Origin of the sequence: Methylocaldum sp. (assembly GCF_039794385.1) — a bacterium.
Lineage (GTDB): Bacteria > Pseudomonadota > Gammaproteobacteria > Methylococcales > Methylococcaceae > Methylocaldum.
The window spans coordinates 22,643-46,259 of record NZ_JBDIVO010000007.1 but is presented as its reverse complement, the minus strand read 5'-3'; the positions used below and the strand labels follow the sequence as shown (position 1 = coordinate 46,259).

General features: G+C 57.4%; 24 protein-coding genes and 1 tRNA gene. 16 read left to right on the top strand and 9 right to left on the bottom strand.

What is annotated here, in order from left to right:
- Positions 1 to 944: WYL domain-containing protein (locus tag ABJK70_RS01260; RefSeq protein ID WP_347257284.1), on the bottom strand; the 944-nt coding region annotated here is incomplete at its 3' end.
- Positions 945 to 1,155: 211 nt separating this feature from the next.
- Between ABJK70_RS01260 and groES the strand changes: the two genes are divergently transcribed.
- On the top strand, positions 1,156 to 1,446 hold the full coding sequence (groES, locus tag ABJK70_RS01255) for a co-chaperone GroES (protein WP_077731211.1): 291 nt from the start codon (positions 1,156 to 1,158) through the stop codon (positions 1,444 to 1,446).
- A gap of 42 nt (positions 1,447 to 1,488) precedes the next feature.
- Entirely contained in the window at positions 1,489 to 3,126 is a 1,638-nt protein-coding gene (gene groL, locus ABJK70_RS01250) for a chaperonin GroEL (RefSeq protein ID WP_077731146.1), read from the top strand.
- Between the two features lie 376 nt (positions 3,127 to 3,502).
- Here the strand turns inward: groL and ABJK70_RS01245 are convergent, their stop codons facing one another.
- The 3 genes from ABJK70_RS01245 to ABJK70_RS01235 form a co-directional block, all read right to left on the bottom strand.
- Positions 3,503 to 4,705 carry a fatty acid desaturase gene (locus ABJK70_RS01245; protein WP_077731147.1) on the bottom strand — a complete coding sequence of 401 codons (1,203 nt, stop codon included), beginning with the start codon at positions 4,703 to 4,705 and terminating at the stop codon, positions 3,503 to 3,505.
- Between the two features lie 244 nt (positions 4,706 to 4,949).
- Positions 4,950 to 5,498, bottom strand: coding sequence for a Slp family lipoprotein (locus tag ABJK70_RS01240; protein ID WP_276205404.1), 549 nt, complete (start codon positions 5,496 to 5,498; stop codon positions 4,950 to 4,952).
- A gap of 33 nt (positions 5,499 to 5,531) precedes the next feature.
- Positions 5,532 to 6,077, bottom strand: a complete 546-nt coding sequence (locus tag ABJK70_RS01235) for a Slp family lipoprotein (protein ID WP_166642486.1) — start codon at positions 6,075 to 6,077, stop codon at positions 5,532 to 5,534.
- A gap of 229 nt (positions 6,078 to 6,306) precedes the next feature.
- Between ABJK70_RS01235 and ABJK70_RS01230 the strand changes: the two genes are divergently transcribed.
- The 14 genes from ABJK70_RS01230 to ABJK70_RS01165 all read left to right on the top strand — a co-directional run bounded on the left by ABJK70_RS01230 (position 6,307) and on the right by ABJK70_RS01165 (position 19,329).
- Positions 6,307 to 6,383, top strand: a tRNA-Val gene (locus ABJK70_RS01230).
- A 53-nt stretch (positions 6,384 to 6,436) separates the two neighbouring features.
- Positions 6,437 to 8,353 (top strand): threonine--tRNA ligase, encoded by a 1,917-nt coding sequence (gene thrS / locus ABJK70_RS01225; RefSeq protein WP_077731212.1) that lies wholly within the window; start codon positions 6,437 to 6,439, stop codon positions 8,351 to 8,353.
- A 21-nt stretch (positions 8,354 to 8,374) separates the two neighbouring features.
- Positions 8,375 to 8,899 (top strand): translation initiation factor IF-3, encoded by a 525-nt coding sequence (gene infC, locus ABJK70_RS01220; RefSeq protein WP_077731150.1) that lies wholly within the window; start codon positions 8,375 to 8,377, stop codon positions 8,897 to 8,899.
- Positions 8,900 to 8,921: 22 nt separating this feature from the next.
- On the top strand, positions 8,922 to 9,119 hold the full coding sequence (gene rpmI, locus ABJK70_RS01215) for a 50S ribosomal protein L35 (protein ID WP_077731151.1): 198 nt from the start codon (positions 8,922 to 8,924) through the stop codon (positions 9,117 to 9,119).
- Positions 9,120 to 9,148: 29 nt separating this feature from the next.
- Positions 9,149 to 9,496, top strand: a complete 348-nt coding sequence (rplT, locus tag ABJK70_RS01210) for a 50S ribosomal protein L20 (protein ID WP_077731152.1) — start codon at positions 9,149 to 9,151, stop codon at positions 9,494 to 9,496.
- Positions 9,497 to 9,580: 84 nt separating this feature from the next.
- Entirely contained in the window at positions 9,581 to 10,606 is a 1,026-nt protein-coding gene (pheS, locus tag ABJK70_RS01205; RefSeq protein ID WP_347257283.1) for a phenylalanine--tRNA ligase subunit alpha, read from the top strand.
- Between the two features lie 21 nt (positions 10,607 to 10,627).
- Positions 10,628 to 13,006, top strand: a complete 2,379-nt coding sequence (pheT, locus tag ABJK70_RS01200; RefSeq protein WP_347257282.1) for a phenylalanine--tRNA ligase subunit beta — start codon at positions 10,628 to 10,630, stop codon at positions 13,004 to 13,006.
- A gap of 4 nt (positions 13,007 to 13,010) precedes the next feature.
- A complete protein-coding gene (locus tag ABJK70_RS01195; RefSeq protein WP_077731155.1) occupies positions 13,011 to 13,364 on the top strand; it encodes an integration host factor subunit alpha in 354 nt (117 codons plus the stop codon).
- Between the two features lie 64 nt (positions 13,365 to 13,428).
- Positions 13,429 to 14,460 carry an N-acetyl-gamma-glutamyl-phosphate reductase gene (gene argC / locus ABJK70_RS01190; protein ID WP_347257281.1) on the top strand — a complete coding sequence of 344 codons (1,032 nt, stop codon included), beginning with the start codon at positions 13,429 to 13,431 and terminating at the stop codon, positions 14,458 to 14,460.
- A gap of 171 nt (positions 14,461 to 14,631) precedes the next feature.
- Entirely contained in the window at positions 14,632 to 15,555 is a 924-nt protein-coding gene (gene prmB / locus ABJK70_RS01185) for a 50S ribosomal protein L3 N(5)-glutamine methyltransferase (RefSeq protein ID WP_077731157.1), read from the top strand.
- Positions 15,556 to 15,780: 225 nt separating this feature from the next.
- The gene (locus ABJK70_RS01180) at positions 15,781 to 16,392 is read left to right on the top strand and encodes an arylesterase (protein ID WP_086135274.1); all 612 of its coding nucleotides are present in this window, start codon (positions 15,781 to 15,783) and stop codon (positions 16,390 to 16,392) included.
- Positions 16,393 to 16,435: 43 nt separating this feature from the next.
- Positions 16,436 to 17,536: a chorismate synthase gene (gene aroC / locus ABJK70_RS01175; protein WP_077731159.1), complete on the top strand. Its 1,101-nt coding sequence runs from the start codon at positions 16,436 to 16,438 to the stop codon at positions 17,534 to 17,536.
- Positions 17,537 to 17,559: 23 nt separating this feature from the next.
- Positions 17,560 to 18,720 carry an MFS transporter gene (locus ABJK70_RS01170; protein ID WP_347257280.1) on the top strand — a complete coding sequence of 387 codons (1,161 nt, stop codon included), beginning with the start codon at positions 17,560 to 17,562 and terminating at the stop codon, positions 18,718 to 18,720.
- A 69-nt stretch (positions 18,721 to 18,789) separates the two neighbouring features.
- On the top strand, positions 18,790 to 19,329 hold the full coding sequence (locus ABJK70_RS01165; RefSeq protein ID WP_086135488.1) for a DUF2058 domain-containing protein: 540 nt from the start codon (positions 18,790 to 18,792) through the stop codon (positions 19,327 to 19,329).
- 258 nt (positions 19,330 to 19,587) lie between these two features.
- Here the strand turns inward: ABJK70_RS01165 and sufT are convergent, their stop codons facing one another.
- The 5 genes from sufT to ABJK70_RS01140 are packed head-to-tail and all read right to left on the bottom strand — an operon-like array spanning position 19,588 to position 23,581.
- On the bottom strand, positions 19,588 to 20,142 hold the full coding sequence (sufT, locus tag ABJK70_RS01160; RefSeq protein ID WP_077731161.1) for a putative Fe-S cluster assembly protein SufT: 555 nt from the start codon (positions 20,140 to 20,142) through the stop codon (positions 19,588 to 19,590).
- A gap of 5 nt (positions 20,143 to 20,147) precedes the next feature.
- Positions 20,148 to 20,870 carry an SDR family NAD(P)-dependent oxidoreductase gene (locus ABJK70_RS01155; protein ID WP_077731162.1) on the bottom strand — a complete coding sequence of 241 codons (723 nt, stop codon included), beginning with the start codon at positions 20,868 to 20,870 and terminating at the stop codon, positions 20,148 to 20,150.
- Positions 20,867 to 21,544, bottom strand: coding sequence for an HAD-IA family hydrolase (locus tag ABJK70_RS01150; RefSeq protein WP_347257279.1), 678 nt, complete (start codon positions 21,542 to 21,544; stop codon positions 20,867 to 20,869). Before ABJK70_RS01150 ends, ABJK70_RS01155 begins: the two co-directional genes overlap by 4 nt.
- 4 nt (positions 21,545 to 21,548) lie before the next feature.
- Complete coding sequence (gene ubiG / locus ABJK70_RS01145; protein ID WP_086135276.1) at positions 21,549 to 22,259, bottom strand: bifunctional 2-polyprenyl-6-hydroxyphenol methylase/3-demethylubiquinol 3-O-methyltransferase UbiG; 711 nt, start codon at positions 22,257 to 22,259, stop codon at positions 21,549 to 21,551.
- A complete protein-coding gene (locus tag ABJK70_RS01140) occupies positions 22,256 to 23,581 on the bottom strand; it encodes a TRZ/ATZ family hydrolase (protein WP_086135277.1) in 1,326 nt (441 codons plus the stop codon). The genes ubiG and ABJK70_RS01140 overlap by 4 nt, the downstream gene beginning before the upstream one ends.
- Positions 23,582 to 23,617: the final 36 nt, after the last annotated feature.

Below are 23,617 nucleotides of genomic sequence, written 5' to 3'. Positions count from 1 at the left end.
CGAATCGTCTCTTGCAGTTTGCTTCTGAGCGATTCGGGAGCGAGGACTTCGACGTCCGCGCCGTGCTTAAGGATGTCCATGATCAGTTCGCGGTCGTCGGCGTAGGGGATTTCGAGCGTGCAGCTGCCGTCCGGCTCGAACCGGCTTTTTTGCTTGGGATGCCAGATTTCATGGCTGACCCAGCGGGCGCGTTCGGGCGTAAAACGCAATTCCGCCCAGCGGATTTCGGCGCCGGAGAAGATGCCATAACCGGACGCCAGTTCTCGATCCAGTTCTTCGTCCGGGATGTCTACGGCGGGTTCGTTCAGCGCCAATGCGGAGCGGAGCGCATCCACGGCGAAGCTTCGGATCGCTTCACGGAGATGGCACCAGGCGTCCAAATACCAGTTTTCGCGGTAGTGGATCAGGCGCTGCGGCGACACCGTGCGTTCGGATGTTTCATCGGTGCTGCGGTTGTAATGGACAATTCGCAGCCGGCGGCGTCTGAGCAGGGCCGTCGCAACCACTTCGAAATGCTGTAGATCCACCGTTCGCCGTGCGACATGGAACACCCGGACCCGTTTTTCGACTTCCTGCCACTCGTGATCGCCGGCGCCGAGCAGGGCATTGAGGCGGGCGAGCAGCGGCTGGATATGCGGTTCGAGCAGCCCGGGCTGAAGGTCTGCGAGCAGTTGGCGCATGGTGAGGAGAGCATGGATTTCCGAGGCATTGAACCAAAGGCCGGGCAGCTCGTAGGCCGCATCGCCGCTATGAGGCCCGAAGCGGTAGCCGCGGGTTTTTCGGTCCCAAACGATCGGCGCGTTGAATCGATTGCGCATATATTCGATATCACGCTTGAAAGTGGCTGCCGATATACCCAATTCTTCAAGGAACGCCTTTTGAGAGACGTTTTCCCGCTCGCGGATCAGTTGATCGATTTTGTAGAAGCGTTCGGTGCGGTCCATGTTCTTTTCTCGAAGCTGGTTGCGCACGAATCTTAACCCAGGAAAAACGCGGATTCGCGCAGCTCTTCCACATGTGGTGGGGGAGCGTTGATCTTGACATGAAATATTCGACGGCTATGATTAGCACTCGTTTTAGTCGAGTGCTAACAAAGCTAGGGTCTGGTCGACCGCTCGTCAGTCAATACATCATCAGTAGGAACAGGAGAGTATGATGAAAATTCGTCCTTTGAATGACCGTGTTATCGTGAGGCGCCTCGAAGAGGAGCGGACTTCGCCGGGCGGAATCGTGATTCCGGATACGGCTGCGGAAAAACCGATGCGCGGTGAAGTTCTTGCGGTGGGTAACGGCAAGACTCTGGATAACGGGCAAGTGCGCGCGCTGCAAGTCAAAGCGGGCGACAAGGTGCTGTTCGGCAAATATTCCGGCACCGAGGTGAAACTCGATGGCGAGGATATCCTTGTCATGCGCGAAGACGACATCATGGCTGTGCTCGAAGACTGAGCACGCCCGGAATTCAACATCAACCAACGAAGGTAAATCGTAATGGCAGCGAAAGACGTAAGATTCGGTGATGACGCGCGGATCCGCATGGTTCGCGGGGTCAATATTCTGGCACAGGCGGTGAAAGTGACCTTGGGTCCGAAAGGCCGCAATGTGGTGCTCGAAAAGAGTTTCGGCGCGCCGACCGTCACCAAGGACGGCGTATCCGTGGCGAAAGATATCGAGCTCTCCGACAAGTTCGAAAACATGGGCGCTCAGATGGTGAAGGAAGTCGCGTCTCAGACTTCCGATGTCGCGGGCGACGGCACCACCACCGCCACCGTTCTGGCGCAATCGATTCTGGTCGAGGGCCTGAAGGCCGTGGCCGCCGGCATGAATCCTATGGATCTGAAACGCGGTATCGACAAGGCGGTCACCGCCGCCGTCGACGCTATCCACGAAATGTCCGTTCCCTGCACCGACAGCAACGCGATCGCTCAAGTCGGCACCATTTCCGCCAACTCAGACGAGAGCATCGGCAAGATCATTGCCGAAGCGATGGACAAGGTGGGCAAGGAAGGCGTGATCACGGTCGAGGAAGGTTCGGGCCTTGAAAACAGCCTGGATGTCGTCGAAGGTATGCAGTTCGACCGCGGCTATTTGTCGCCGTACTTCATCAACAATCAGCAAAGCATGAGCGCCGAGCTGGAAAACCCGCTGATCCTCATCTGCGAGAAAAAGATTTCCAATATCCGCGACATGCTGCCGGTACTCGAAGGCGTCGCTAAAGCCGGTCGTCCGCTGCTGATCATCGCGGAAGATGTCGAAGGCGAAGCGCTGGCGACCTTGGTCGTCAACAACATGCGCGGCATCATCAAGGTTTGCGCCGTTAAAGCGCCCGGTTTCGGCGATCGCCGTAAAGCCATGTTGGAAGACATCGCTATCCTGACGGGCGGCACCGTAATTTCCGAAGAAGTGGGTCTGAGCCTGGAGAAAGCGAGTCTGAACGATTTGGGCAATGCCAAGAAGGTTCAGATCAGCAAGGAAGAAACCACCATCATCGATGGCGCCGGCGCTAAGGAAAGAATCCAGGGCCGTATCACCCAGATCCGTAAGCAGATCGAAGAGACCACGTCGGACTACGATAGAGAAAAGCTGCAAGAGCGCTTGGCGAAGTTGGCCGGCGGTGTGGCAGTGATCAAGGTCGGCGCGGCCACCGAAGTCGAGATGAAGGAGAAGAAAGCCCGCGTGGAAGACGCGTTGCACGCGACCCGCGCTGCGGTTGAAGAAGGCATCGTGCCGGGCGGCGGCGTGGCTCTGGTCCGCGCTCTGCAAAAGATCAAGGATCTGAAAGGCGTAAACCACGATCAGGATGTCGGCATCAGCATCGCCCGCCGCGCGATGGAAGAGCCGCTGCGCCAGATCGTGGCCAATGCCGGCGACGAGTCGTCCGTGGTTCTGAACAAGGTAGCCGAGGGTTCCGGAAATTTCGGCTACAACGCAGCAACCGGCGAATTCGGCGATATGGTCGCCATGGGCATTCTGGACCCGGCGAAAGTGACCCGTACCGCGCTGCAGAACGCCGGTTCCGTGGCGGGTCTCATGATCACCACTGAGGCAATGGTTGCCGAAGAGCCGAAGGAAGAGACTCCGATGCCGGCAGGCATGGGTGGAATGGGCGGCATGGGCGACATGATGTAATCGCCGACCGATCATTTAAGTGTAAAAAAGCCCCATCTTCGGATGGGGCTTTTTTTTGAAGCATTTTCAGCTTTGGGCCCGTGTCCTTGGCATCGCTGTCCAAAGCTACATGGATAAACCCGCGGAAATGCTTATTCCGGCTTACAGCGCTGCACGACTTGTAAGTCGAAAATCCTTTTTCTACGCAATGGGTTTGTCGCTATGGATTGCCGACCTAAGGACCGGTGCGCCAAGTAAATCGGGGATTCTTATCAATCGCAAATGATCGTTGCGGAAGGCCGAGAAAGCCTGATCCTGGATGAACAGGTCGCTACTTTCCCGACCATATCATGACTCACATGAGACGCCGCACGGCAGCATGTGAGTGGTGCTTGGCTTAAGTGCTGGGTAAATAATTGACGGACAGCCGATTTGTAATGGTATAGCCGTGCAACAAGTCGGCAAACTCATGAAGTGATTGGATGCCAGTCTCCTTCGCTCGTTGGCACCACTCTCTGAGCGACTGCACACGTGCTTCGTAGCCGACTGAAGAGTTCGCCCAAAGCTGTTTCAATTCCTCCTTGAATTGGTAAACGGTGTGAAGTGTTTGGCTCAAGTTCAGTGCTCGATCAAGGATGTGGGTGGCGGCCTCATCGAATTGGATATCCTCTCGAACCAAGAGCGGCTTTGCATCGCGGAGCAGGCGTCGGGATGCCGGGAGGGCAGTCTTTAATTCTTGACGCAGGACCGGAAGCACCACGCTACGGCCGTATAAAGCCAGCACATGGACCCGGTTACGCATTACGGCCTGTATTGTCGCCAAATCGATCAATTTCTTGTCGTGAAGAATGCGAATTTTTGGAGCAACCCGGCGAACCGTTGCTAACTTCAATAGTTCCATCAGGCGAATGTAGGCCCACCCGATGTCCAATTCCCACCAACGGGAGGATAGCCGCGCCGAAGAGGGATAGGCATGGTGGTTATTGTGAAGTTCCTCGCCGCCGATCAGTAAGCCTATCGGGAAGAGATTGGTGGACGCATCGCGGGTTTCAAAATTGCGATAACCGGAGAAATGCCCCAGGCCGTTGATTACGCCCGCTGCCCAAAAGGGAATCCAGAGCATTTGTACGGCCCAAATGGTAATGCCGAAGAAGCCGAACAGCGCAACGTCGGCGAGAAACATAAGCGCGACGCCAAGACCGGGGTGCGGCGAGTAAAGTTTTCGCTCCAGCCAGTCATCAGGCGTGCCGTAGCCGTATTGATCCAAGGTTTCCGGATTGGCTGCTTCGGTCCGGTAGAGTTCCGCGCCTTCCCATAAGACCTTGCTTATGCCAAACACGCGAGGGCTATGGGGGTCTTCCGGGGTTTCACATTTGGCGTGGTGTTTGCGATGAATCGCGACCCAGGCCTTGGTGCCCATGCCAGTTGTCAGCCACAGCCAGAGCCGAAAAAAATGGCTGACCGCCGGATGAAGGTCCAAAGCGCGATGCGCCTGGTGGCGATGTAGGAAAATCGTGACGCTGGCAATGGTGATGTGGGTCAGACCGAGCGTAACGGCAATAAGTCCCCACCAGGGGAGGTCGAGTAAACCGTTAATCATTTTTTCACTATAAAAATAAAAAATAAGAGATGGGCATTAACTAACAATCCTTAAGGGGCTGCAAATCTTTCCATAGAGTTGCCTCAAAGAGCACGAATTGGAAAAAGCATCCGCCTTGGCGAATGCACGCGACGCCATTTTGGATAGCATCGAATGGATTTTCAATCCGCACGTTTTCTAACTGGTTTATCGGGTGGGATTGAGTGTTGCAGGGACCGGCAAGACGCGAGGCTATGATCATCGATCAAAAGCCAAATCCAACGCCTAAGCCAATACCGATCCGAGGTCCGGTGTCATATTCGGATAACAGTTTGATCTCCAAAGGACGTAACAACGGAAATGCACGAGTCGCTTCGCCGGTTTCCGTCGTGCGTTCGCCGATGACGCGACCGGCTGCAACAATTCGCCGGCCTTGTTCGTAGATGAGTGTGTCTAAATAGCCGGGATACAATATTAAGAATCGGCCCAATGCGGGCTCACTGAGTTCCGGCTCGCCTCGTCTATCGGTGGGATAGGTCAGTACTTCGACTAACGTGCCTTCCTGTAGATTTTCGGCGCTAAGGATAGTTCCGCCGATGAGAATGGCTTGGCCGATAAACGCTTTTGGGTTATTCAGGACAGTTTCGGGCGAAAGTTTCGGATCGACCTGGTCCATGGTCGCTCGCGACAGTACCGAGCCGCAACCGCTGAGTTGTAGCGTGATCGCAAGTAAGGCGGCCAGGCCGAGAAAGCGGGGCCAGGATATTGGGTAGCCGGATCGGATGTCCTTTTTCGAGATCCGAGATTCTCTCACAGTAGCGTTGCAGCCTTTTGAGTTGAATGAGTCTTACCAATAAGGGTACCAATAAGGGTAATAGCCGGGCCAGCCTCGCCACCAAGGATCGTACCAGTATGGCGTCGGATAATAGGTGTAAGTCGGCCGGTTGGCCCAAAGATGAATTTCCTTGCAACCGATTACCGGGTAGGTGTAGTTGATTTGATCGAGAGGCTTGGTTTCCTTGCCTTGGACCTCTCCGGCGACCGTCACTTCGCGTCCCTTCGCATAGACCGCCGAATCCAGGAAGCGGTTGCAGTGAATCAGGAATCGTCCGGCGGAAGTGTCGACGTCTTCCGGGCGATCCGAACTTTCTAGCGGTTTTTGCAAGACTTCGATTTCGGTGAACTGTGGGCGGTTGCTGGTTTGGACGATCACGCCGCCCAGCATGACCGTCCTGCCTTTGTAGGCGTCGGGGCGGGCGCTGATTTCCGAGAACGATGGCTGCGTTTTCGTCGCCGTCCGAATGGGTTTCGAAAACGGGCTGGTTGCGCACCCCGCTATGCTTAAGAGCGTTATCCATAACAATACTAATCGGAACAACTTCGATCTACCCAAACAAACTTCCGAAATCGAGGTTTCGATCGGTGACATGGCCATGTTTATCACCCTTGCGGAACTGCTTTCCTCTTAATTGGACAGAACTGCTCCTGCCGAATTCACATCTAGTGGCCATCATAACCAATTCCCGTCGTTGCCACCCGTGAAATTTTGCCGCTTAAATGCGATGAGAACGAAAGGCTTTAATTAAACAAAAAATAGCTCTATAATTGCGTCTCTTGATTTTAGGCGCGTAGCTCAGTTGGTTAGAGCACCACCTTGACATGGTGGGGGTCGTTGGTTCAAGTCCAATCGCGCCTACCAATTCCGAAAAGCATCGCTGGGCGATGCTTTATTTGTTGAAGAGGTTTCGACTGATGCCCGTGATACGTCTGCCGGATGGTTCCGCTCGCACATTCGATCACCCCGTAACGCTTATGGAGGTGGCGCAGTCCATTGGTCCGGGATTGGCTAAGGCGGCATTGGCTGGTCGAATCGACGGGAAACTGGTCGATTTGTCGACTCTTGTCGAACATGACGCCGCAGTCGAAATCGTCACGGGTAAGGACGCGGACGGGCTGGAGATTATTCGCCATTCAACTGCCCATCTGCTGGCTCAGGCCGTTAAGGCGTTGTATCCGAGCGCGCAAGTGACGATCGGTCCGGTGGTGGAAAACGGGTTTTACTACGATTTCGCCTTCGAACGTCCCTTTACGCCGGAAGACCTCGAGGCAATCGAAAAGAAAATGACGGAATTGGCGGCAAAGGCGATTCCCGTCAGGCGGGAGGTGATGCGTCGGGAAGAAGCCGTCAAATTTTTCCGTGACCAGGGCGAGCACTATAAGGCCGAAATTATCGAAGCCATACCTCAGGGCGAGCAAATCTCCCTCTACTCGCAAGGGGATTTTACCGATCTTTGTCGCGGTCCCCATGTGCCGGATACCGGAAAGCTTAGAGCCTTCAAGCTCATGAAGGTGGCGGGTGCCTATTGGCGGGGGGATTCCCGCAATGCCATGCTGCAGCGTGTCTATGGCACCGCCTGGGCCGACAAGAAGGATTTGGACGCCTATCTGCATCGGCTGGAAGAGGCGGATAAGCGCGATCATCGCAAGATCGGCAAGCTGCAGGACCTGTTCCATACTCAGGAGGAAGCTCCCGGAATGGTGTTCTGGCATCCCAATGGATGGGCGCTGTATCAGCAGGTCGAGCAGTACATGCGCCGGGTGTTCCGTGAGAATGGCTATCAAGAAATCCGCTGTCCTCAGATTCTGGACGTAAGCCTTTGGAAAGCTTCGGGCCACTGGGACAACTTTCACGAGAATATGTTTTTTACCGCGTCCGAGAATAGAGAGTATGCGGTAAAGCCCATGAACTGCCCCGGTCACATCCAGGTTTTCAAACAGCATCTGCATAGCTATCGCGAACTGCCGATCCGGTTCGGGGAATTCGGTTCCTGTCATCGCAACGAGCCCTCCGGCACCTTGCACGGGATCATGCGTGTGCGCGGTTTCAATCAGGACGATGGCCATGTTTTTTGTGCCGAGGATCAAATTCAGGCGGAAGTTGTCGCATTCATAGGTGTCTTGCGTAAGGTGTACGCGGATTTCGGCTTTACCGATATCCAGTACAAACTGTCCACGCGCCCGCCCAAGCGGCTCGGCAGCGATGAAATTTGGGATAAGGCCGAAGCTGCGCTGATGGCTGCTTTGGCCGCGCAAGACATCGAATACCAATTGCAGCCCGGTGAGGGAGCTTTCTATGGCCCCAAGATCGAGTTCACGTTGAAGGATGCGATCGGTCGGGTATGGCAGTGCGGGACGATTCAGGTGGATTTCATGATGCCGGGGCGTCTCGGTGCCGAATACGTGGGCGAAGACAATGCCCGCCATACGCCGGTCATGCTGCATAGGGCGATCATAGGATCGATGGAACGCTTCATCGGCATTCTCATCGAGCATTACGCAGGGTATTTTCCGCTTTGGCTGGCGCCGGTTCAGGCGGTGGTGCTCAACATTACCGGAAATCAAGCCGAATATGCCGCCGAATTGGCTGCGGAGCTTGTAAAACAAGGCTTTCGGGTAAAGTCCGACTTGAGAAATGAGAAGATCGGCTTTAAAATCCGCGAGCATACCGTGCAGCGTGTGCCTTATTTATTAATCGTCGGCGATAAAGAACTGGATTCCCGTACCGTTTCTGTTCGTACACAGAAAGGCCAGGATCTAGGCGGTTTCAGCTTGCCGGATTTGATCGGCAAGTTTACCGACGAGGTGGCGAGTCGCGCTGCGTTTCAATAATTGCGTTCGGAGGAATAGGATATCACTGCTGAAAGAAAAGAGCCGCGCCTGAATGAAGAGATCACGGCGCCCACTGTCAGGTTGATCGGACCCGACGGTAATCAAGTAGGAGTCGTGTCGACCAGAGAAGCCAGGCAAATTGCTTATGATGCGAATCTGGATCTGGTCGAGATTTCGCCGGCAGCCGATCCTCCCGTTTGCCGGGTAATGGATTACGGTAAATTCCGTTTTGAGCAGAATAAGAAGCTGCAAGCGGCCAAGAAAAAGCAAAAGCAGATTCAGGTTAAGGAAATCAAATTCCGGCCGGGTACGGACGAGGGCGATTACCAGGTCAAGCTGCGCAATCTCATTCGCTTTCTATCGGACGGCGATAAGGCAAAGGTCACTGTTCGGTTTCGCGGTCGAGAATTGAGTCATCGCGAATTGGGCATTGACCTTCTGAAGCGGATCGAGACGGACCTCGTGGAGCACGCCGTCGTAGAGCAGTTTCCGAAAATGGAAGGTAAGCAGTTAAGCATGACGCTTGCGCCGAAGAGAAAAAAATAATCTTGAGTTGTTGGAGATTTATATGCCTAAGATGAAGACCAATCGCGGCGCAGCGAAACGCTTCAAGCGTACTGCGTCCGGCGGTTTCAAATGCAATCATTCGCATCGTCGTCACATTCTGACGAAGAAGAGCACCAAGAGGAAGCGCCAACTGCGCAATCCCGCTGCCTTACACCCTTCGGATGTGCGGAGCGCGACTCGCTTGTTGCCTTATAGCTGATTTTTTCTTGCCCATCGAGAGAGAAGCCCATGCCTAGAGTAAAACGAGGCGTCACTGCGAGAGCCCGGCACAAAAAGGTTCTCAAGCAGGCGAAAGGTTATTACGGCGCCCGTAGCCGAGTTTATCGCGTTGCCAAGCAGGCGGTTATCAAAGCCGGCCAATATGCTTATCGGGATCGCAGACAGAGAAAACGCCAATTCCGTGCGCTTTGGATCGTGAGAATCAATGCCGCGGCGCGGGAATTCGGACTGTCTTATAGCCGTTTTATGGATGGCCTAAAAAAGGCGTCCGTCGAAATCGACCGTAAAGTTCTGGCGGATTTGGCTGTTCGCGACAAAGATGCGTTCGCTGAATTGGCCAAGATCGCCCAGGGTTAGCCCGCGCCTGATCTTCACGGGAAAGACTCGCCCAGAGTTTTTCCCGTTCTTCATTTCAAAACCGTTGTCCAAGCGAGCAAGGCTGTGAGTACACCCCTTGAAGAGCTTCTCGTGCAGGCCAGAAAGCAAGTGGCCGAGGCCGATACGCTCGGAAAACTCGATCAAGTGCGAGTACATTATCTCGGCAAGAAAGGTGTATTTACCGAGCGCATGAAAGAACTCGGTACGCTTCCGGCGGAACAGCGACGGGAGGCCGGAGGCCGGGTTAATCGGGCCAAAGACCAGTTTATAGCCGATTTGGAGGCCCGAAAGAGTGTTCTGGAGGCGAGCGAGCTGGAAGAACGTCTCAAGCGGGAAACCATCGACGTTACCCTGCCGGGGCGCGGGCAGCGTACGGGAGGGCTCCATCCGGTCACTCTGACGTTGCGGCGCATTAGCCAACTCTTCAAGAACGTTGGATTCGACATCGTCGAAGGCCCCGAAGTCGAGGACGATTACCATAACTTCGAAGCGTTGAACATACCCGCCCATCATCCCGCGCGGGCGATGCACGACACTTTTTATTTCGACGAGCACACCCTCCTGCGTACCCATACCTCACCGGTGCAGGTGCGGATCATGGAGACCCAGAGCCCGCCGCTTAGGGTCATCGCGCCGGGCCGCGTCTATCGCTGCGATTCCGATTTGACCCACACCCCGATGTTTCATCAAGTGGAAGGATTCGTCGTCGATCGGGACGTCAGCTTTGCCGACCTCAAGGGTATTCTCTACGAGTTCCTGACCTTGTTCTTCGAAAAGGACATGCAGGTACGTTTCCGCCCGTCTTATTTCCCGTTTACCGAACCGTCCGCCGAAGTCGATATCGAGTGCGTCATGTGCGGAGGCGACGGTTGCCGCGTTTGCAAGCAGACCGGTTGGCTGGAGGTAATGGGTTGCGGGATGATCCATCCGCGGGTTTTCGAATTCGTCAAAATCGATCCGGAACGCTATACCGGTTTCGCCTTCGGTTTGGGCGTGGAACGGCTCGCGATGCTGCGCTACGGCATCAATGACCTCAGGCTGTTTTTCGAGAACGACCTTAGATTTCTTTCACAATTCGCGGCATTTTAAGAACAACATACGGTCCTTCCCATGCGCTTCAGCGAGGCCTGGCTACGAGAATACGTCAATCCATCGATAGACACGCAAAGACTGGTTCATCAGTTGACGATGGCGGGTCTTGAGGTCGATAGCGCCGAACCCGCCGCTGCATCGTTCAGCGGCGTTATCGTGGCCGAAGTCCTCGAGGTCTCGCCCCATCCACAGGCCGACCGGCTGCGAGTCTGTCTGGTGTCCGGCGGTTCCGGTGAGCCTCTTCAAATCGTATGCGGAGCGCCTAACGTCCGGGTCGGGATGCGTGTGCCACTCGCCATCGAAGGGGCACGTCTGCCGGGGGATGTTTCCATTCGGAAATCGGAGCTTCGCGGCATCGCCTCGTTTGGCATGCTGTGTTCGGCCAAGGAGTTGGGAATAGACGATCCCCAAACAGGGCTGATGGAATTGCCCTCGGATGCTCCAGTGGGGACCGATGTTCGGGATTATCTGAAACTGGACGATTGCATCATCGAGGTCGATCTGACACCGAACCGCGCGGATTGTCTAAGCGTAGAAGGCATTGCGCGCGAAGTGGCCTCGCTCAACGCTCTGGATTGGGCAGTACCGGACGTTCCTGCCGTTCCTACAACGATTCGAGAAGAGCACCCGGTGAGCGTTTCCGCACCCGAAGCGTGCCCGCGCTATTTGGGGCGGCTGATCAAAGGCGTATCGCGTACCGTTCAGACGCCGCTATGGATGCGCGAACGTTTGCGGCGCGCCGGTATCCGATCCCTAGATGCGGTAGTGGACGTTACCAATTATGTGCTCTTGGAAATGGGACAACCTTTGCACGCCTTCGACGCGGCCAAGCTGGAGGGCGGCATCCACGTTCGCTATGCGGCGCCGGGCGAGAAGCTGCGCCTCTTGAACGGCGAGGAAATCGCGCTGGACTCCGATGTTTTGGTGATCGCCGATCAACGAAAAGCCTTGGCATTGGCGGGCATCATGGGCGGCAGCGACTCCGCGGTGGGCGATGGCACTGCCGATATTTTCGTCGAATGCGCTTTTTTCACGCCGAGCGTTATCATGGGCAAGGCTAGGCGCTACGGGCTGAATACCGAATCGTCCCATCGCTTCGAGAGAGGCGTTGATCCCGAGTTGCAGACTCGTGCCATCGAGCGGGCCAGCGAACTTATATTATCCATTGCTGGCGGAGAAGCGGGACCCATCGTCGAAGCGGCCAGCCCCCCGCATTTGCCGCGACGCGCGCCGATTCCGCTGCGTTACGAGAGGATTACCCGTCTGCTCGGCATGAGCATCGAACGACCGAAGGTCGCCGAAATTCTCAAACGGCTGGGAATGACTCTCGCGGACCATCCGGAGGGATGGTCCGTGACGCCGCCCGGATTTCGTTTCGATATCGCCATAGAGGCCGATCTCATCGAGGAGCTCGGACGGGTCTACGGCTACGAATCGTTGCCGCGCCGCCATCCGGTCATGGCGACGGCGATGCGTCCGGTGTCCGAACGAATACTCGATCTGGACCGGGTTAAGAACCTCCTGGTCGATCGCGGTTACCAGGAGGCGATTACCTACAGTTTCGTGGACGAAGCTCGGCAGGCGCTGATCGAGCCGGAAATTCCCTATCTGGCCTTGAAGAATCCGATTTCCTCCGACTTGGCCGTCATGCGCACCGGCCTTTGGTGCGGTTTGCTGGACGCGGCTCTCAAGAACACGTTCCGCCAGCAGAACCGGGTGCGCCTATTCGAAGCAGGTCTGCGTTTCGCGAGGCGGGGCAGCGGCATCGAACAGCGGAAATCTATCGCTGGCCTGGCGATAGGGGCGGTACATGAAGAGCAGTGGGGAGAAGCGGCTCGCTCCGTGGATTTTTACGACGTGAAGGCCGATGTCGAGGGCATCGTCAAACTGACCGGCCGGGAGGCTGGTTTGGAATTTGTCGCCGCTGCTCATCCGGCACTTCATCCGGGGCAATCGGCGGAAATCCGGCTCGACGGCGAACGGCTCGGTTGGATCGGAATGCTGCATCCTCGCCTGGAAAAGCAACTAAGCTTCGAACAGAGCGTGTTTCTGTTCGAGCTCGATCAAGACGTGCTGCTCGGAAGGCATATTCCGGTATTCCACGGAATATCGAAGTTCCCGCAGGTGCGCCGGGATATCGCGGTCATCGTTGACGAATCCGTCACGATCGATCGTTTGATCGAGTGCGTGAAAGAAGCGGATAGCTCTATCTTGCGCCAGGTCGTGGTGTTCGACGTTTACCGGGGGCAGGGTGTCGAGACCGGTCGGAAGAGCGTCGCTCTCGGTTTGGTGTTGCAGGATGAGGCCGAAACCTTGACCGACGCCAGGGTCGATGAAACGGTAGGACGCGTTTTGGAACGTCTGAGCATAGAATTCAATGCTAGGTTGAGAGATTGAAAAGATGGCACTGACCAAAGCAGACATGGTTGAGAGGCTTTTCGAGAACCACGGCATTAACAAGCGGGATGCCAAGGAGTTGGTCGACCAGTTTTTCGAAGAGATCAAGGCCGCGCTGGCGCAAGGAAATTCAGTGAAGTTGTCTGGGTTCGGCAATTTCGATCTTCGCGACAAAAATCAGCGGCCGGGCAGAAATCCGAAAACCGGTGAAGAGATTCCGATCACCGCGCGCCGTGTGGTGACGTTCAAGCCGGGACAGAAATTGAAGGTCAGCGTGGAAGCGTATTCGAGACAAAACGCCGAGAACGTTCGGCTAGAAAGCGAAGCGCCGAGTGCGAAAAAATCTCGAGGGTCTTGAGTTTTCTTGACCTGCTTCCTTCGCGGAAATCGTCCCTAATTCGTTTCGAACGAGAGAGCCGAGAATGATCCGAGTCGGCATTGTAGGCGGTACCGGCTATACCGGTGTGGAGTTGCTGCGGATTCTCGCGCTTCATCCTGACGTCGCCATAACCATCGTCACCTCGCGGGCCGATGCCGGAAAACGAGTCGACGAGTTGTATCCGAACCTGCGGGGTTTCGTCGATGCGATCTTCGTCGAGCCCTCGGCGGATGCGCTAGCCGGATGCGACGTGGTGTTTTTTGCGACGCCCAACGGTACTGCGATGCGGACGGCCGAAGCCTTGTTGGCGCGGGGCGTCAAAGTTATCGACCTGTCCGCCGATTTCCGCCTCAAAAACCCGGATGTATGGGCTCATTGGTACGGAGAGCCGCACGTTTCTCCCCAGCTGTTGGAAGAAGCCGTTTACGGGCTGCCCGAAGTGAATCGGGCACTGATTCGGTCGGCGCGGCTGATCGCATGCCCCGGTTGTTATCCGACTTCGGTTCAACTGGCATTATTGCCATTGATTGAGGCGAGGGCGATTCGCTTGGACCGCATCATCGCCGACGTGAAATCGGGTGTTAGCGGCGCCGGGCGCAAAGCAGAAATTCCCATGCTTATGAGCGAAACGGGCGAGAGCCTCAAGGCTTATAGCGTCAAAGGCCATCGTCATTGGCCGGAAATCAAGCAGGGATTGGACCAAGCCGCAGGACAGGACGTGGGCCTCACCTTCGTGCCCCATTTGATCCCCATGATTCGGGGTATTCACGCCACGGTTTATGCCGAACTGAGCGCCGCGCACGGCGACTTGCAGGCGCTATTCGAGGAGCGCTATCGAGCCGAACCTTTCGTCGACGTTCTGCCGGCGGGTTCCCATCCCGACACTCGCGACGTGCGCGGCGTAAACCGATGCCAGATTGCCGTCCATAGGCCTATGGACGGCAATACGGTGGTAATTTTGTCGGTCATAGACAATTTGGTGAAAGGTGCAGCCGGCCAAGCGGTGCAAAACATGAACCTGATGTTTGGCCTGGAGGAAACGAAAGGGCTCAGAAATATCGGGCTTTATCCCTAAAGCGGTTTCAATGGTGACGGGCAGAGACTCAAGTAGACCGTTCGCGTAAACCGTAGCTCTGGTGGTAACGTACCCGTTGGTTCTAGTGCGTCCGTCGGCGGATTTTCCATAAGCCTCGTCGGTACGGGGCGATTTTCCATTACAATACCGGGTCTACCGGAATCTTCGGCCATGTCGACATCACCCCATCCGTCCGTAACCTTAACCACCATCCGCGATTACATCCGTTGGGCCGCCAGCCGTTTCGTGCAAGCGGAGTTGTTTTTCGGCCACGGTACCGCCAGCGCACTGGACGAAGCCGCCGCCTTGGTGCTTCATACCTTGCATATGCCTTACGATCTCCCGGGCGGCTATTTCGCGGCCACGTTGACCATGGACGAGCGCGAGCGTGTCCTCGCACTCATCCAGCGCCGCATCGTCGAGCGCAAGCCTCTGGCGTATCTCATTCACGAGGCTTCTTTTGCCGGTTTGCCCTTCTATGTTGACGAACGGGTACTGGTGCCGCGTTCGCCCATCGCCGAACTGATCGAAAACCATTTCGCTCCCTGGATCGAGGCGGACCGGGTGCACGACGTGCTCGATCTTTGCACCGGCAGCGCGTGCATTGCCATCGCTTGCGCTTACGCCTTTCCGGAGGCACGGGTCGACGCCGTCGATATCTCGTCGGACGCGCTGGAAGTGGCGCGTATCAATATCAAGAAGCACCACCTGGAAGACCGGGTGAACGCCATCAAATCGGACGTTTACTCCGAGTTGGGCGACCGGCGTTACGATCTGATCGTCAGCAATCCTCCTTACGTAAACCTCGACGAGTGGCGCGGCTTGGCGCCGGAATATCACGCCGAGCCGAGGCTGGGCCTGGAAGCGGGCGAAGACGGCCTCGATTGCGTGCGCCGCATCCTCCGGGACGCCCATCGCCACCTTAAACCGGAGGGCGTTCTTGTCGTCGAAGTCGGCAGCAGCGCCGAAGCCCTGGAAACCGCCTACCCGGAAGTTCCCTTCTACTGGCTGGATTTCGAGCGGGGCGGCGAGGGTGTGTTCCTGCTGACTGCCGAACAGGTCGACCGGTGTAACAAGCTTTTTCAGAAGAGTTAGAAGAAGCTGACAAGTCCGCCAGCGCTGGGACAATATTGCAATCTCTCATGGAATCTCTGCTAGCAGCAATCCGAGGCACGACTATTCTTGTCGGGGGCGATGAGTACGCGAACCGTATGCTTCGTTCACTATGCGGTTCCTCGTAACCACAGCCCAGGATTTGTTGCACGTTGATTCAACGTGATCGACCCGTTACTAACGAACAAGATCAAGCAGAGGGAAACAATGAGAGTTCAGTTAAAATTCGCCGGTATGTCTGTTCTGCTGTTATGGCTGGTGGCCTGTGGCTCTAGCGCGAAACTGCCGAAGCTTCCGACGGAGGCGAAGGTGCTCGCGTTTGGCGACAGTCTGACTTTCGGAACCGGCGCCGGTTCCGAGCAGAGTTATCCATCCGTATTGCAAGGCTTGATCGGGCGAGAGGTCATCAACGCCGGCGTGCCGGGCGAAACCAGTGCGGAAGGTCTGGAGCGCCTGCCGGCACTGCTGGACGAGCATCAGCCCACGCTGTTGATTCTATGCCACGGCGGTAACGATTTTCTGCGCAACTTGGGCGAGCAGCAGGCGGCCGACAACGTCCGGGCCATGGTCAAATTGGCCAGGGACCGCGGCATCAGCGTGGTTTTGATCGCCGTGCCCAAGTTCGGGCTGATGTTCTCGCCGCCCGAGTTTTATGCAAAGATCGCCGAAGAGTTCGCGATTCCCTTCGAAACCGGGACGCTGAGCAAAATCATCCGGGACAATTCGCTCAAATCCGATGGGGTACACCCGAATGGGCCGGGCTATCGGATGCTGGCCGAGGCAGTGGCGGATCGGCTCAAGGTGGCGGGGGCGATTTGAACCTTAATAGCTCCGTCGTTTAGGAACGTTTGAAATCTTTACCATGTCCGGAAACACCCTAGGCAAACTCTTTACCGTCACTTCCTTCGGCGAGAGCCACGGTCCCGCCATCGGCTGCATCGTGGACGGCTGCCCGCCGGGCCTGGAGTTGTCCGAGGCCGACATTCAGGGGGAGCTGGAACGGCGGCGCCCCGGCAAATCCCGGCATACCACGCAACGCCGCGAGCCCGACGAAGTGAAGATTTTGTCCGGGGTGTTCGACGGGCGTACCACGGGCACCCCGATCGGTTTGCTGATCGAAAACGTGGATCAGCGTTCCAAGGATTACTCCACGATCGCCGACTCCTTTCGGCCGGGTCATGCCGATTACACCTACCATATGAAATACGGCTTCCGGGATTACCGCGGCGGCGGGCGCTCGTCCGCTCGCGAAACCGCCATGCGGGTGGCTGCCGGCGCCATCGCCAAGAAATATCTGAAAGAACGGGTCGGCGTGACGATCCGCGCTTATCTGGCCCAACTCGGCCCGATCAAGATCGATCGGGTGGTTTGGGAGGAGGTGGACAACAACCCGTTCTTCTGCCCAGACCCCGAGAAGGTCGCGGAACTGGAAGCCTATATGGACGCTCTGCGCAAAGAAGGGGAGTCCATCGGCGCGCGCATCAACGTCGTCGCGACCGGCGTGCCGCCGGGCTGGGGCGAACCGATTTTCGACCGGCTGGATGCCGAGCTGGCTTATGCCTTGATGAGCATCAACGCCGTCAAAGGGGTGGAGATCGGCGACGGTTTCGCCTGCGTCGAGGCGAAAGGCACCGAGTTCCGCGACGAGATGAGTCCGCAAGGTTTCCTGAGCAATCATGCCGGCGGAGTATTGGGCGGCATTTCCTCGGGACAGGATATCGTTGCCAGCATCGCACTGAAGCCGACCTCCAGCTTGCGCCTGCCGGGCCGTTCCGTGAACGTCAGGGGCGAGCCCGTGGAGGTGATCACCACGGGTCGGCACGACCCCTGCGTCGGCATCCGGGCCACCCCCATCGCCGAAGCGATGACGGCCCTAGTGCTGATGGATCATTACCTGCGGCATCGCGCCCAGAATCCGGACGTGAAGACGGAATTGGCGCCGATTCCATCCAGGGCTCCGTAGCCCCGAACGATCTTCCGCCAGCCATGCTCTCGGCGCGTAAAGTGCCTTACGGCCGGTTGTCCGGCTTTTATTTTTTCTATTTCGCGGCGCTGGGCGCCTTTTTGCCGTACTGGGCGCTTTATCTCCAGGACACGGGATTCTCTGCGGCGGAGATCGGCCAGTTGATCGCCATTACCGCTGCGACCCGAGTCGTCGCGCCGAATCTTTGGGGGTGGCTGGCGGATCGAACGGGGCGGACCCTGTCCGTCGTCCGGCTCGCCGGATTTTTCACCCTAGTCGCTTTCAGCCTGGTTTTAAGACTGCAAGGATTCGCAGGATTCGCCCTGGTCATGCTGGTATTCAGTTTCTTCTGGAATGCCATGCTGCCGCTTTTCGAAACCGTCACGCTCAATCACCTGCGCCATGATACGTATCGCTACAGTTGGGTGCGGGTATGGGGCTCGATTGGCTTCATCGCGGCGGTCGTGTCGATCGGCAAGGCTTTGGAGCGCGTCCTTTCGATCGGTTGTCTACCGCAGTTGATCGTGCTGCTGTTCGGCGGGCTGTGGCTGGTCAGCCTGGCTGTGCCGAGAGGTCCGAAGGAAATTCATGGCCCGGAACCGAGCTCTTTGTCGAATATCTTGAAGCGTGGCGACGTCATTGCTTTTTTCCTGGCGTGTATGCTGCAACAACTCGCACACGGTCCTTACTACGTCTTTTTCTCGGTATATCTTCGGGATCACGGCTTCAGCAGCGGCGAGACCGGTCAGTTATGGGCACTCGGCGTCCTGGCGGAAATCGTGCTGTTCGCGTTCTTGCACCGTTTACTGGCGCGCTACAGTCTGCGCCGGATCTTTCTGGCGAGCCTCGCCCTGAGCGTTGTGCGCTGGCTATTGATTGCCTGGGGTGTCGATAGCCTTGCGGCGATTTTCTCCGGCCAACTGCTTCACGCGGCGAGTTTCGGCTCGGCCCACGTGGCCGCCATCCATCTGGTGCATCGCCATTTCCGCGGTCCGCATCACGGCAAAGGACAAGCCCTTTACAGTGCCCTCAGTTTCGGTTTGGGCGGCGCGCTGGGTAGTCTATACAGCGGATACTTCTGGACGGCGTGGGGGCCTCACTGGGTTTATACGGCGGCGGCGGGCTCCAGCTTATTGGCCTTACTGGTCGCCTGGCCGTCCGTTGGGAAACGGGATGTGGATTGACCGTTCTGCCGTCGGTATTGAAAGATGTGGGTGTGGCATTGAATATGAGACGAAACAGGAGCCATGGGCATGAGTAACTCCCTGAGAGATCAGCTTCTAAAGGCGGGCTTGGTCAACGACAAGCAAGCCAAACAGGCCAGCAAGGAAGCGCGGAAACAAGAAAAGCAGAATCGCCACGGAAATGCCGCCGCAAAGGACGAGAGCAAGCGCGCGGCTCAGGACGCTATGGCGGCAAAAGTCGAGCGTGACCGCCAGCTCAATCTGGAAAAAGCCAAAGAAGCGGAAAGAAAAGCGCTTGCCGCGCAAATCAAGCAGCTGATCGAGATGAACCGCGTCTCGCCGGGGGAGGACGAGATCGCTTACCGGTTCGCGCACGACAACAAGGTCAAAACCCTCTATGTGTCCAAAACGGTACATCAAAGTCTTGTGGCGGGCAGGCTTGCAATAGCCAGCCTGGAGTCTCGGTATGAGATCGTCCCGCTGCCGGTGGCCGAAAAAATCAAGCAGCGGGATGAAACCCGAATCGTTCTGCTCAATCAGCCCGATCAAGCGCAAGATGCCGACGACGAATATGCCGATTACAAGATCCCCGACGATTTGATGTGGTAGGCGCGTCTGGCGACGTGTGATCAGTTGTAGGTCGGGAATCCCACCCCAATCGCAAACGGACGCTCCGGCAGCGCCAGGACGTCGGTTCTCAACACAGCGGGTTGTCGGCAAGGGATTGCCGACCTACAACGATGCGCCTGGGCGGCCGAGTAGGTCGGGAATCCTTTCCCGACGTTTACAGATCGGCCAGAGGTTTTGTTGGCAAAGGATGGCCGACTTACGGGCAGCCTGGGGGACCGTACCAAACCGGAAAATGCTCTAGATCATTCCCAGCTGAAGTTTCGCCACCTCGGACATCATGTCGCGCGACCAGGGCGGATCGAAGACCACTTCGACGTTCACCCTGTTCACGCCCGGGAGATTTCTTACCGCCGCTTCGGCGTCGTATTGCAGGACAGGGCCCATGCCGCAGCCGGGTGCGGTCAGGGTCATGATGATGTCGACATCGTTCTTGCCCTCTTCGACGGGAGTCACCTTGCAGTGGTAGACCAGCCCCAAGTCGACGATGTTGACCGGTATTTCCGGGTCGAAAATGGTCCTCAGCACTTCCCAAACGTTTTTTTCGACGGATTCGGGATCCGTGCCGCTCACGAGATTGCCCATGATCGGCGGTTCTTTCCCGAGGGCATCGGCGTCGTTTCCGGCGATGCGCACCATCTGGCCCATTTCGGTGACCACGGTGAAGTTGCCGCCCAAAGACTGATACAGACTTACTACGTGGCCTTTCGGCAGTGAACCGGGGGTGCCGTCGGGGATCTGGACGACGTTGACATCCCGCTGAAGGACGATGCTTTCGCGACCGTAACCGTACATAAGTGTTATGCGTTGTTAATCAGATAAGCGTTTGAAGGTGTTTCGTTTGGACTCAGCAGGCGGGCGATTTGCTCCGCATGGATGTCCGGCAAAGGCAGCCCCGCCGGGTTCTCGGCCGGATAGGCGCGCCGGCGAAGCGGGGACTGCATGGGACCCGGCGAATACAGGTGAACGCGAACCTTGCGGCTTTCCAGCTCGTCCGAAAGGATTCGCCCGAAGCCTTCCAGGCCGATCTTGGCCACCCCGTAAGCACCCCAATAGGCTTTTCCGGTTCGGGCCACCGAGTCGGTGATGAATACGATGCCCGAATCGGGAGATTTCGCTATCAATGGCAGGAGTTCCCGGGTCAGCAGGAACGGCGCGGTCAGGTTGACGTGAAGCAGACGTTGCCACAGTCCACCGCTGATATCGCTTACCGGTCCGAGTGCGCCGAGCTCGGCAGCGCAATGCACCAGTCCGTGCAGCGCGCCGAATTCCCGCTCGACCGAGGCTGCGAGATCGCGGTAATCGTCCTCGGTAGCGCCGGCCAAATCGAGTGGATAAATCGCCGGTTGCGGTCCTCCGGCAGCTACGATGGCGTCGTAGACCTTCTCCAGCTTCGGTATGGTCTTTCCGAGCAGGATGACCGTCGCGCCCTCGGCGGCGCAAGTCTTCGAAACCGCCGAGCCGAGCCCGCCGCCGGCACCGGTAACGAGAATGACGCGGTCAGCAAGCATCGAGCCGCTCATGACAGCGCTCCGTCCAGCCAGGGCAGCAGATCCCGAGGTGTCGCAAGCAGGCCGTCGGCGCCCCAGTCATGAGGCGCATGCTCCGCCGCGATATAACCGTACAGCGCCGTGAGGGTCGTCATGCCGGCTCGGCGGCCGGCTTCCACGTCGCCGGGAGCATCGCCGATGTAGACGCACTCTTCCGGGGGGTGATTCAAACGCCGGCTGGCTTCCAGAAGGGGAAGGGGATGCGGCTTTTTTTCGGCGGTGGTGTCGCCACTGATGACGCATCCGGCACGGTCGGCCAGATTTAGTTTTTTCAGCAAGGGATCGGTGAACCTGCTCATCTTGTTGGTGACGATGCCCCAGGGAATGCCGCGCCGTTCGAGCTCGCCGAGCACGGATTCGGTACCGTCGAAGAAGCGGGTGCGGTCGGCGACATGGGCGTGGTAAAGCTCCAGCATCCGTTGCTGCACTCGGCCGAAGAGCGCCGGCTCGTAATCCCCGTTGAACGCGCAGCGCAGCATGACGGCGGCGCCGCCCGAGATGCAGGGCTTGAGTTCGTCCACGGAACGCGGCGGAATATCGGCCTCGGCGAGCGCGGCGTTGGCGGCAAAGACCAGATCGGGCGCGGTGTCGAGCAGAGTTCCGTCCAGATCGAACAGCACGGCGGAAACCGTCGGGTTTGCTGCCATGCGTTTATTCCTCGGGTCTGGCGAATGCCGCCAGGTAATTGACATCCAAATCGCGGCTCAGGGTGAACTGCCCGGTGATCGGGTTGTAGGCGATGCCCTCCATGCCGAGAAGCTCGAGTCCCGCTTCCCGTGCCCATCGGCTGAGCTCGGACGGTTTGATGAAGGTCGCGTAGTCGTGGGTTCCCTTGGGAATCATGTTCAAGAGGTATTCCGCGCCGACGATCGCGAGGAGATAGGCTTTGAGCTTCCGGTTCAGCGTCGAGAAAAAGACTCGGCCGCCCGGCTTGACCAGTTTGGCGCAGGCTCTGACGACCGAAGCGGGGTCCGGCACGTGTTCCAGCATTTCCATGCAGGTCACGATGTCGAAGCTGCCGGGTTCCGCTTCGGCAAGCGCCTCGGCGCTGATCCGTCGATAATCTGCCTCGATCCCCGATTCGTCCGCATGGGATTTCGCGATATCCAAAAGCTCTTCGGCTAGGTCGATGCCGACTACCTGGGCGCCGGCCCGCGCCAGTCCCTCGCTCAGTATTCCACCGCCGCAACCGACATCGACGACACGCTTGCCTTCGAGTTCCGCGAAGGAGCGAATGAACTGAATGCGCAAAGGGTTGACCGCATGCAAGGTCTTGAATTCCCCGTCGAGGTCCCACCAGCGATCGGCCAGCACGCCGAATTTGTGGATTTCGTGTTCGTGGACGTTTTCGGTGCTCGTCATGGCCGTTCCTGTACGCTGATTAATTTCTCCCGCCAGGCGGCGGCTTTCTGGAAAAGTTCTTCGGTGTTCAGAGTCGTGAGCTCGCGGTTTTTCAGAAGCTGGCGTCCCGCCACCCAGACGTCAGTGATCTGATGGCGTCCGGCCGCATAGACGACATTCGAAATCGGGTCGTACAAGGGTTGGGTTTCGAGTTCGTCGAGATGGATAGCCGTGATATCGGCAGACTTTCCGATTTCCAGCGAACCGATCTCCGCCTCGAGTCCCAAGGCCTTGGCCCCGTTGAGCGTCGCCATCCGCAATGCGGTATGGGCCGGAACCGCGGCGGCATCTCCCGATACCGCCTTGGCGAGCAAGGCCGCGGCACGCATTTCACCCATCAGGTCGAGATCGTTGTTGCTGGCCGCGCCGTCCGTGCCGATGGCGACGTTGATACCCGCCTTAACGAGCTTGGCGACGGGACAAAAGCCGCTGGCCAGCTTCAGATTCGATTCGGGACAGTGCACGACGCTGCCGCCGGATTCGGCGAATTGGCCGATTTCTTCATCCGTGAGCTGGGTCATATGTACCGCAACGAAGGACGGGCCCAAAAGATCCAGCTGCTGAAGCCGCTTCATGGGGCGCATGCCGTAACGCTGGCGGCCCTGATCGATTTCGTCCCGGGTTTCGTGCAGATGCATGTGGATCGGGCGGTCGAGTTCCGCAGCCAAGGTACGAACCTTCAGCAAGGGCTCGTCCGAAACGGAATAGGGCGCATGCGGGGCGAACGCCGTGGTGATCAAAGGGTTGTGGCGAAGTTCGTCGTACAGCGCCAGTCCCTTGGATAAATACTCGTCGGGGCCGCTCGCCCATGCGCTCGGAAAATCGATAAGGATCAGGCCGACCACGGCGCGCATGCCGCAACGTGCCGCCTGGCGGGCAGTAACCTCGGGAAAGAAATACATGTCGTTGAAGCAAGTGACGCCCCCGCGAATCATTTCCGCCATCGCCAGATCGGTGCCGTCGCGCACGAAGTTCTCGCCGACCCATTTCTGTTCCAAGGGCCAAATATGGTCGAGCAGCCATTCCATCAGCGGCCGGTCGTCGGCCACGCCGCGCAACAAGGTCATGGCGGCATGGGTATGGGCGTTGACGAAGCCTGGGATCAGAGCATGACGATCGAGCGACTCCACCGACGCGGCTTGATATTTAAGTTCGGCCTCGGAAATCGGCAGGATGTCCACGATCCGCCCGCCGTCTATGGCGAGAGCATGATGTTCCAGAACAATACGATCGGGCTCCACCGGGATGATCCAGCGCGCCTTTAGCAGAGTGTCGATTTGCATTCGATAACCTAGTGTTTCACTAAACTTTATCATGGG

Coding starts and splice junctions, on each gene's coding strand:
- prmB (WP_077731157.1), top strand. CDS start 14,632: ATGTCGACATCACCCCATCCGTCCGTAACCTTAACCACCATCCGCGAT.
- groL (WP_077731146.1), top strand. CDS start 1,489: ATGGCAGCGAAAGACGTAAGATTCGGTGATGACGCGCGGATCCGCATG.
- rplT (WP_077731152.1), top strand. CDS start 9,149: ATGCCTAGAGTAAAACGAGGCGTCACTGCGAGAGCCCGGCACAAAAAG.
- rpmI (WP_077731151.1), top strand. CDS start 8,922: ATGCCTAAGATGAAGACCAATCGCGGCGCAGCGAAACGCTTCAAGCGT.
- ubiG (WP_086135276.1), bottom strand. CDS start 22,259: ATGACGAGCACCGAAAACGTCCACGAACACGAAATCCACAAATTCGGC.
- pheT (WP_347257282.1), top strand. CDS start 10,628: ATGCGCTTCAGCGAGGCCTGGCTACGAGAATACGTCAATCCATCGATA.
- ABJK70_RS01195 (WP_077731155.1), top strand. CDS start 13,011: ATGGCACTGACCAAAGCAGACATGGTTGAGAGGCTTTTCGAGAACCAC.
- aroC (WP_077731159.1), top strand. CDS start 16,436: ATGTCCGGAAACACCCTAGGCAAACTCTTTACCGTCACTTCCTTCGGC.
- groES (WP_077731211.1), top strand. CDS start 1,156: ATGAAAATTCGTCCTTTGAATGACCGTGTTATCGTGAGGCGCCTCGAA.
- ABJK70_RS01245 (WP_077731147.1), bottom strand. CDS start 4,705: ATGATTAACGGTTTACTCGACCTCCCCTGGTGGGGACTTATTGCCGTT.
- ABJK70_RS01170 (WP_347257280.1), top strand. CDS start 17,560: ATGCTCTCGGCGCGTAAAGTGCCTTACGGCCGGTTGTCCGGCTTTTAT.
- ABJK70_RS01165 (WP_086135488.1), top strand. CDS start 18,790: ATGAGTAACTCCCTGAGAGATCAGCTTCTAAAGGCGGGCTTGGTCAAC.
- thrS (WP_077731212.1), top strand. CDS start 6,437: ATGCCCGTGATACGTCTGCCGGATGGTTCCGCTCGCACATTCGATCAC.
- ABJK70_RS01140 (WP_086135277.1), bottom strand. CDS start 23,581: ATGCAAATCGACACTCTGCTAAAGGCGCGCTGGATCATCCCGGTGGAG.
- sufT (WP_077731161.1), bottom strand. CDS start 20,142: ATGTACGGTTACGGTCGCGAAAGCATCGTCCTTCAGCGGGATGTCAAC.
- ABJK70_RS01155 (WP_077731162.1), bottom strand. CDS start 20,870: ATGAGCGGCTCGATGCTTGCTGACCGCGTCATTCTCGTTACCGGTGCC.
- ABJK70_RS01180 (WP_086135274.1), top strand. CDS start 15,781: ATGAGAGTTCAGTTAAAATTCGCCGGTATGTCTGTTCTGCTGTTATGG.
- argC (WP_347257281.1), top strand. CDS start 13,429: ATGATCCGAGTCGGCATTGTAGGCGGTACCGGCTATACCGGTGTGGAG.
- ABJK70_RS01150 (WP_347257279.1), bottom strand. CDS start 21,544: ATGGCAGCAAACCCGACGGTTTCCGCCGTGCTGTTCGATCTGGACGGA.